This window comes from Eubacterium sp. BIOML-A2 (assembly GCF_009680135.1).
Classification (GTDB): domain Bacteria; phylum Bacillota; class Clostridia; order Lachnospirales; family Lachnospiraceae; genus Faecalicatena; species Faecalicatena contortus_B.
Window position 1 is genome coordinate 1 of the sequence record NZ_WKZK01000102.1, and the last position, 7,160, is coordinate 7,160.

A 7,160-nucleotide genomic window follows, 5' to 3' on the forward strand; every position below is an offset into this window, starting at 1 on the left:
CGACCAGCCTTTGCTAAACGGCGATACCCGTGCGCTGAACGCGCTTCAGCGCATGGGCTAATCGCCCGGAATAATCAGTTCTACAGAGGCAAAATCCCAGTCTTTTCTGCTGACAATGTACTCTGCCATCTCCTGTTCCAGAAGTGCAGTTCCCGCAAATCCCAGATTCAGATAATCTGTCCCCAGCCTGCGGGCGATCTGAAAGGGATAGGAGCAGGGCGCAGACAATGCCAGGCTTCCATGGGTGATAGAAGAACCATAGGCAAGATATGTCCTTTGCGGCAGTTCCGATTTCTGCGGCGGCTGTATATCCCCAATTATTTCTTTAAAATAGCAGGTGCCGTATGGCAGTACGATCCTTACGATTTCGGGATGGAAGGGCAGCCTTTTTTTCTCTGTAAGTGTCTTCAGCAGCTCTATATTTTCAGCCTTTTTAATTTCAATTGCAGTACCTTCCTCTGTAAGTGCAACGGATGACTTCTGCCATCCCCCCTGAAAGGAACCATAATAAATAAAAGCAGTCTGGGCCTCAATATCTTTCTCCGCGGACAGCGTTATTTTTACAGTATCACTTTGCATCCTGAATCTGATTTCCACTCCTGTGGTAAAACGGCAGGAGCCGTTTCGCGCCCCTTCATTTAGTTTTTCCGATACAAAAGAAGGAATACGCTGCATTGCATACCCCTTCCTGCACTCTATGATTTCCTCCACATTATGAAATTCCATATTTTTGAATATCATTGCTGCTGCCTCCTCTCCCATTGTGTTTTCACTTTAACACTGCCGTATAAGGAAAGGAATTACAAGATCCGAACAAATTTTATAAATAATGCACATAAGCTTTGTACCCCGGTTGTACAGCAGTGCATTAATCTTTCAGTAATAAGTGCCTGATATCTGCGTCAGAGTTGTGCCTGCTTTCACGACGGATATCGCACTTTTACTTGCTTATGTTATTGTCACCGTCCTCTGTTTTTTTACCGTTATGTTTCTCGTCCATACTGCCGGAACGGAATCCTTCCAAATCCAGCGCAGCATACCGAAATCCAAGGGTTCTCATATACTCCGATATCTCTTTATGGTGCTGCAGCGCCTGCCCCAGGGCCGCCTCATCCACCTCAATGCGGGCAACATCTTCATGAACCCGCAGGCGTACATTGTAAAATCCCATGGACCGGATGTACGCTTCCCCCAGTTCCGCTGCTTTCATTTTCTCCCTGTCCAGTCTGGTTCCATAGGGAAAACGTGTCGCCATGCATGGAGATGCCGGACGCTCTGCCACAGAGATTCCGTAAGCAGCTGCCAGTCTGCGTACTTCTTCTTTCGTCAGCCCCGCCTCTGCCAGCGGACTTTCTATACCTAATTCACGAATTGCCCGGATACCCGGGCGGTACATGCCAAGATCATCTGCATTCGTCCCCTCCATTATGCTTCCCACCCCCAGCCGGGAAACTTCTTCACGTATTTTGGTGAAGAGGAGTTTTTTACAGAGATAGCATCTGTTTTCGGGGTTATACTCTATTCCCGCTTCCTCAAGTTCATTTACACAAAGGACTATATGAAACGCACCAGTTTCTTTTGCCACTTTTTCAGCTATTATTAAATCATTTTGTGTGTGAAGTTCTGTTTGTACCGTTACTGCATAAATCTTATTTCCCTGCTTTTTGGCACACTCGCATGCAAGTTTCAGAAGCAGGCTGCTGTCCGCTCCGCCGGAAAATGCAACGGCAGCATCCTCTCCGCAGTATTTTTCCATTGCCGTAAACAGAACTTTTTTCCTTTTATCCAGCAACATGTTCTGCGCATCCTCATACATCTCCATCGCACTCCCTCACAATCAATCGGTAAACATCCTGCCATGAAAGTCCGCTTTTCCTGCTCAGCGCAGCCACGCTGTCATGTTCCGGGTATATCCTTTTTCCTGATGGAAGCTCACAAATCTTTACAGCTGCCCGCCCCAGAGAAGTCACCACCTCTTTTTGCTCTCGTTTCAGAATTGAGCGCTCCATCTTTATCCTCCGGATTCCAATGGTCGTTGTTTCCATAAACATAATCTCTTCCAGCTTTGTGATGTCTTCTTCTGCGCAGATAACATTAATCTGATACGCCGGACGGTTCTTTTTCATATAAATCGGAGTAAAATATACATCTTTTGCTCCCAGCTCCAGGAGTCTCTGCATTACAAAAGATAATGCCTCTCCCGTACAGTCATCTATATTACTTTCAAGTTTATATATACAATCTTTATGGTCCTGCTCCGCCTGAATCAACATCGCCCGCAGCAGACTTGGCCTTTCATATGTCCTTTTCCCAGCTCCCAGGCCGGTCTTCAGAATCGTAAACTTTTCCGGAAGCCGGTCTTTCGTTCTGACCGCTGCTGCAATGGCCGCGCCGGTGGGTGTCACAAATTCACCCTCCATATCATGAATACGAAGCGTCAGGGCATATTTTTCCGCAATGGCCGCAACAGCAGGAACCGGAACAGGTATCATACCGTGCTGACAGCGGACAAATCCGGTTCCTTCATTCAGGACCGGGACAATCACCTCTTTTATATCCAGATTATCCAGACATACCGCCGCTGCAACAATATCCACAATCGAATCCACGGCGCCAACTTCATGGAAATGCACCTGGTCAATAGAAACTCCATGAGCTTTTGCCTCAGCCTCTGCCAGAATCTCAAAAATACGGACGGCTGTGTTTCTGGCATAATCACTGAGGTCTGCCTGTTCTATAACCGCCATGATATCTGCCAGCCCCCGGTGTTCGTGTATATGCTGATGAGAGTGGTGTTGCACATGACTATGTTCGGTTCCATGCACATGATTCCCTGCATCCTTCCCGTGCAGATAGTTCATATCATGATCATGGTTCTCATGTTCTGCATCCAGATGAACTGAAAAGTCACATGCAGCCAGACCACTTTTCATAACCCGGCTGATTTCCACCCTATATCCGGGCAGCCGCAGACTGTTGAGCGCCTTTCTCAGTACTTCCTGGTCAGCGCCCAGATCAAGCATCGCTGCTGTAAACATGTCGCCGCTTATTCCCGAGGCACATTCTAAATACAATTCCCTGCTCATTTTCTCTCCCCCAATCTGTTAATCTGTGTAGCGATATATCCCGCCCCATATCCATTATCAATGTTCACAACCGCAATTCCATTCGCACAAGAATTAATCATAGTAAGCAGAGCCGACAATCCATGAAAATTAGCTCCATAACCTACAGACGTGGGAACCGCTATCACCGGTTTATCCACAAGTCCTCCCATGACACTGGCCAGGGCCCCCTCCATTCCTGCCACGGCAACCACACAATTTGCACGCTGAATCACATCCAGACGGGACATCAGCCGGTGAATGCCGCTGACCCCCACATCATAGATACGTTCCACCCTGCTTCCAAAATACTCTGCGGTCTGTGCCGCCTCCTCAGCCACAGGAATATCTGCCGTACCTGCTGTACAGACAGCAATCCTGCCAACATGATCTTTTACTTTCTTCTCTATTTTCATAATCCGGGAGATCGGGTCATACTCAAGTTCGGGCAGTGTCTCCCGCAGCAACTCAAACTGTTCCGCTGAAGCTCTGGTGCCAAACACCTCCCCCTCTTCCTCATATAATTTCTGATAAATATGAAGCAGATGTTCCGTATCCTTACCACTGCAGAATATTACCTCTGGAAATCCTGAACGCAGCTTCCTGTGCGTATCCAGCTTAGCATATCCCAGTTCCTCAAAAGGCTCACGGCGAAAATACTGCTCGGCTTCCTCCACAGACACTTCCCCACTCTTCACTTTTTCCAACATTTCATGAGCATCCATCAACATCTCCTCCTTAAACCACCCGAGTCGTCCATCGGGTACAGTCCCAGACTTCCTGGACGATATCCTGGTAAAATTCGGGTTCGTGACAGATCAGCAGTATTGTTCCCCTATATTCTTTCAGCGCCTCTTTCAGGGCCTCCTTCGCCTCCGCATCCAGATGGTTGGTAGGCTCATCCAGCATCAGCACATTTGTCTCCCGGTTGATTAGTTTGCACAAACGCACCTTCGCCTGCTCCCCGCCACTCAATACCCGGACCTGGCTCTCTATATGCTTCGTAGTCAATCCACATTTTGCCAGCGCGGATCGCACCTCATACTGGGTAAATGAAGGAAATTCACTCCAGATTTCTTCAATACATGTTGTCTTGTTGTTTCCGTCTCCCTCTTGTTCAAAATATCCGACAGAAAGATTCTCGCCCAGCTCGCAGCCTCCTTTAAGCGGCTTTACAAGTCCCATGATGCTGCGGATGAGGGTGGTCTTTCCAATCCCATTGGCACCGATCAGAGCAATCTTCTGCCCTCTTTCCAGAGAAATATCGAGTGGTTTTGACAGTGGTTCATCGTATCCGATTACAAAATCTCTTGTCTCAAATATATATTTTCCCGGCGTGCGCCCTTGTTTGAAGTGAAATTCCGGTTTCGGACGTTCTGCCGCCAACTCTATGACGTCCATTTTATCCAGCTTTTTCTGACGGGACATGGCCATATTTCTTGTAGAAACCCTAGCTTTGTTACGGGCAACAAAATCTTTCAGCTGGCTGATCTCCTGCTGCTGCCTCTTGTATGCCGCCTCAAGCTGGGACTTTTTCACCTCATAAATCCTCTGGAAATCTTCGTAATTCCCCACATAGCGGTCCAGGCTCTGATTCTCCATATGGTAAATAATATTGACAACCTCATCCAGAAAAGGAATATCATGTGAGATCAAAATAAATGCATTCTCATATTCTGTCAAATACCGTTTCAGCCAGTTAATATGTTCCTCATCCAGATAATTCGTCGGCTCATCGAGCAGCAGGATATCTGGTTTCTCAAGCAGGAGTTTACCCAGCAGAATCCTTGTCCTCTGTCCGCCGCTGAGATCCGTCACATCCCGGTCAAGGCCCAAGTCCAGCAGTCCCAGAGCGCGTGCCACTTCCTCAACTTTGGCATCAATGACATAAAAATCGTGCAGAGTCAGTGTATCCTGAATCGTCCCCAGTTCCTCCATCGAACTCTCCATCTCATCCGCATCTACCTCTCCAAGACTTTCGCAGATACGGTTCATCTTCTCCTCCAACTCAAAGAGATAAGAAAATGCTGATTTCAGGACATCCCGCACCGTCATCCCCTTTTCCAGAACCGTATGCTGATCCAGATAGCCAACACGGATATCCTTTGCCCACTCAACCTTGCCTTCATCCGGCTGTAGTTTTCCAATTACAATATTTAAAAATGTAGACTTTCCTTCCCCGTTGGCACCTATCAGGCCAATATGCTCCCCCCGAAGCAGCCGGAAAGAAACATCCTGAAAAATAGCACGGTCTCCAAATCCATGGGAGAGGTGTTCAACATTTAAGATACTCATACAAAATCTCCTTTACATTCTCTATTTCATGTACTCCTCAGACACCCCGCTACCTTGCGGGCTTAGCAAAACGCTCATAATACCTGCTGGACTCTTCCCTGTTTAATGATAAGCCCCTGATTAACTTATCCATGATTATTTCTTTGCTGTATCCATCTTCTGAAGTGTACCCTTTGTCAAGGACAAATTTAAGAAGAAGGGATAATATGTTCTGTATAGACATCGCTATATTTCTTCTTCCTTTTTGGGTTCTTGTATTATCCCTTTCAAAGGATAATTCCCAGTTGTTATATATTGATAATACTCATTCGGAGACAGCTTTGCTAACTGCCATTGGTATCGCTCGTTATTATAGTAATCCAGCCAATCATCAATCCTTGGTTTCACTTCATTAAAGAACTTACACTGGCTTATATCTATTTCATCCTTCATATGCCCGAAAAAGCTTTCCTGAGGTGCGTTATCCCAACAATTCCCCCGCCTGGACATGGACTGCCTTAAACCTTTATCCTTCACCAGCTGAATAAAACTGCAGCTTGTATAATGGCATCCCTGATCCGAGTGAATCATTGTATCAGTCTGCAAGGAAACCCCATGCTTTTCAACCATTTGATTTACCGTTAATAGTACAAAATCCACCTCTAACGATTCACTTAGTACATACGATAATATTTCCTTTGTAAATGCATCTAGAATCGTTGATAGGTAACAGAACATCCCATTATAAGGAATATATGTAATATCTGTTAATAAGACCATTCTAGGGCCATATGATGTGAATTCCCTTTTCAAAAGATTATCCGCAACATTATTTGTCTTTATTGCTCTTGCCATTTGCCTATAGGGATTTGCAGCCCTAATCTTACATACTAACCCATACTTTTTCATCAGGCGGCGGATCTTTTTAACATTCATTATCACAGGTGGATTTTGGTGAACCAGAGCCATATAAATGCCTTTTGCGCCTTTATCATATCCACGTTTTGTATACGCACTGAGGATCATTTCAAAATCTGCCTGGTCTTGTAATTCTTGCTTTTCTCTTTCACCTGCTGCTCCGACCCAGCGATAGTATCCTGATCTTGATACGCCTGCAATATCACAAAGCATTGTAACCGATAAGACATTATCTTTTTTGCTTATTAAATCATAGATAATCTCCAATTTGCAATCTGATCCACCCATAATCAGTCTTTCCGTTTCGTGTTGTCTGCTTTTATAATTTTTTTTAAGAACTCTACTTCCTGACGAAGATATAGGAGTTCATGCTGCATCTGTTCTATATTAGGCGATTCTGTTAAATCCGTTTTAACTTCCTTCATTGGAACTCTTTTTGTCCTGTTCGGGCCTTCGGAAAACCCATGACCAGAAAGTGCTGCTTTTTTTATATGCTGGACTAGGCTGTCGATTCTCTTTTGACCAAACATTTCTGGATTATATCCCATATCAGCAATAATTTTTTTGGGGGTATTTCCAGCCTGATAGCTAATCCAAAAATCCTCCTTAAATTTTGCAGTATGGCTCAGCTTAAACTTCGTTACTTTCAGTGTATATGGATTTTTTATTAATTCTTTCATTTCTTTTGGGGTGTATTCTCGCATATCATTCTCCTTTAGATGTGTTTATTATATATCAACATCTATCAGAGATAAAGAACCCCTTCTTTACACTGTCCACTTTTAAGGTTTTATGCCTTCTTTTTAGTGTCCATTTTTAGGGAACCCTTCTTCTTAATGTGTCCACATCTATGGGTACATTATA

At 45.1% G+C, this 7,160-nt stretch carries 8 protein-coding genes; all 8 read right to left on the reverse strand.

The features are described 5' to 3' along the window. Positions 1–57: 57 nt before the first annotated feature. Positions 58–741 carry an SGNH/GDSL hydrolase family protein gene (locus GKG43_RS22415; protein WP_243125899.1) on the reverse strand — a complete coding sequence of 228 codons (684 nt, stop codon included), beginning with the start codon at positions 739–741 and terminating at the stop codon, positions 58–60. A gap of 199 nt (positions 742–940) precedes the next feature. Beyond that, positions 941–1,822, reverse strand: a complete 882-nt coding sequence (gene larE / locus GKG43_RS22420) for an ATP-dependent sacrificial sulfur transferase LarE (protein ID WP_330377715.1) — start codon at positions 1,820–1,822, stop codon at positions 941–943. Beyond that, positions 1,809–3,086 (reverse strand): nickel pincer cofactor biosynthesis protein LarC, encoded by a 1,278-nt coding sequence (gene larC / locus GKG43_RS22425; protein WP_055154313.1) that lies wholly within the window; start codon positions 3,084–3,086, stop codon positions 1,809–1,811. The genes larE and larC overlap by 14 nt, the downstream gene beginning before the upstream one ends. Further along, entirely contained in the window at positions 3,083–3,829 is a 747-nt protein-coding gene (larB, locus tag GKG43_RS22430) for a nickel pincer cofactor biosynthesis protein LarB (RefSeq protein WP_055154315.1), read from the reverse strand. The genes larC and larB overlap by 4 nt, the downstream gene beginning before the upstream one ends. Before the next feature lie 13 nt (positions 3,830–3,842). Continuing rightward, positions 3,843–5,399 (reverse strand): ABC-F family ATP-binding cassette domain-containing protein, encoded by a 1,557-nt coding sequence (locus tag GKG43_RS22435; RefSeq protein WP_055154317.1) that lies wholly within the window; start codon positions 5,397–5,399, stop codon positions 3,843–3,845. 49 nt (positions 5,400–5,448) lie between these two features. After that, complete coding sequence (locus GKG43_RS22440; RefSeq protein WP_154253422.1) at positions 5,449–5,622, reverse strand: hypothetical protein; 174 nt, start codon at positions 5,620–5,622, stop codon at positions 5,449–5,451. A gap of 2 nt (positions 5,623–5,624) precedes the next feature. Continuing rightward, a complete protein-coding gene (locus GKG43_RS22445) occupies positions 5,625–6,584 on the reverse strand; it encodes an IS3 family transposase (protein WP_055152912.1) in 960 nt (319 codons plus the stop codon). Between the two features lie 2 nt (positions 6,585–6,586). After that, the gene (locus tag GKG43_RS22450) at positions 6,587–7,000 is read right to left on the reverse strand and encodes an HTH domain-containing protein (RefSeq protein ID WP_055152911.1); all 414 of its coding nucleotides are present in this window, start codon (positions 6,998–7,000) and stop codon (positions 6,587–6,589) included. Positions 7,001–7,160 lie beyond the last annotated feature (160 nt).

What these genes read in the sequence shown, in the direction of transcription:
- GKG43_RS22415 (WP_243125899.1), bottom strand. Translation starts at nt 741, where the DNA reads ATGATATTCAAAAATATGGAATTTCATAATGTGGAGGAAATCATAGAG.
- larE (WP_330377715.1), bottom strand. Translation starts at nt 1,822, where the DNA reads ATGGAGATGTATGAGGATGCGCAGAACATGTTGCTGGATAAAAGGAAA.
- larC (WP_055154313.1), bottom strand. Translation starts at nt 3,086, where the DNA reads ATGAGCAGGGAATTGTATTTAGAATGTGCCTCGGGAATAAGCGGCGAC.
- larB (WP_055154315.1), bottom strand. Translation starts at nt 3,829, where the DNA reads ATGGATGCTCATGAAATGTTGGAAAAAGTGAAGAGTGGGGAAGTGTCT.
- GKG43_RS22435 (WP_055154317.1), bottom strand. Translation starts at nt 5,399, where the DNA reads ATGAGTATCTTAAATGTTGAACACCTCTCCCATGGATTTGGAGACCGT.
- GKG43_RS22440 (WP_154253422.1), bottom strand. Translation starts at nt 5,622, where the DNA reads ATGTCTATACAGAACATATTATCCCTTCTTCTTAAATTTGTCCTTGAC.
- GKG43_RS22445 (WP_055152912.1), bottom strand. Translation starts at nt 6,584, where the DNA reads ATGGGTGGATCAGATTGCAAATTGGAGATTATCTATGATTTAATAAGC.
- GKG43_RS22450 (WP_055152911.1), bottom strand. Translation starts at nt 7,000, where the DNA reads ATGCGAGAATACACCCCAAAAGAAATGAAAGAATTAATAAAAAATCCA.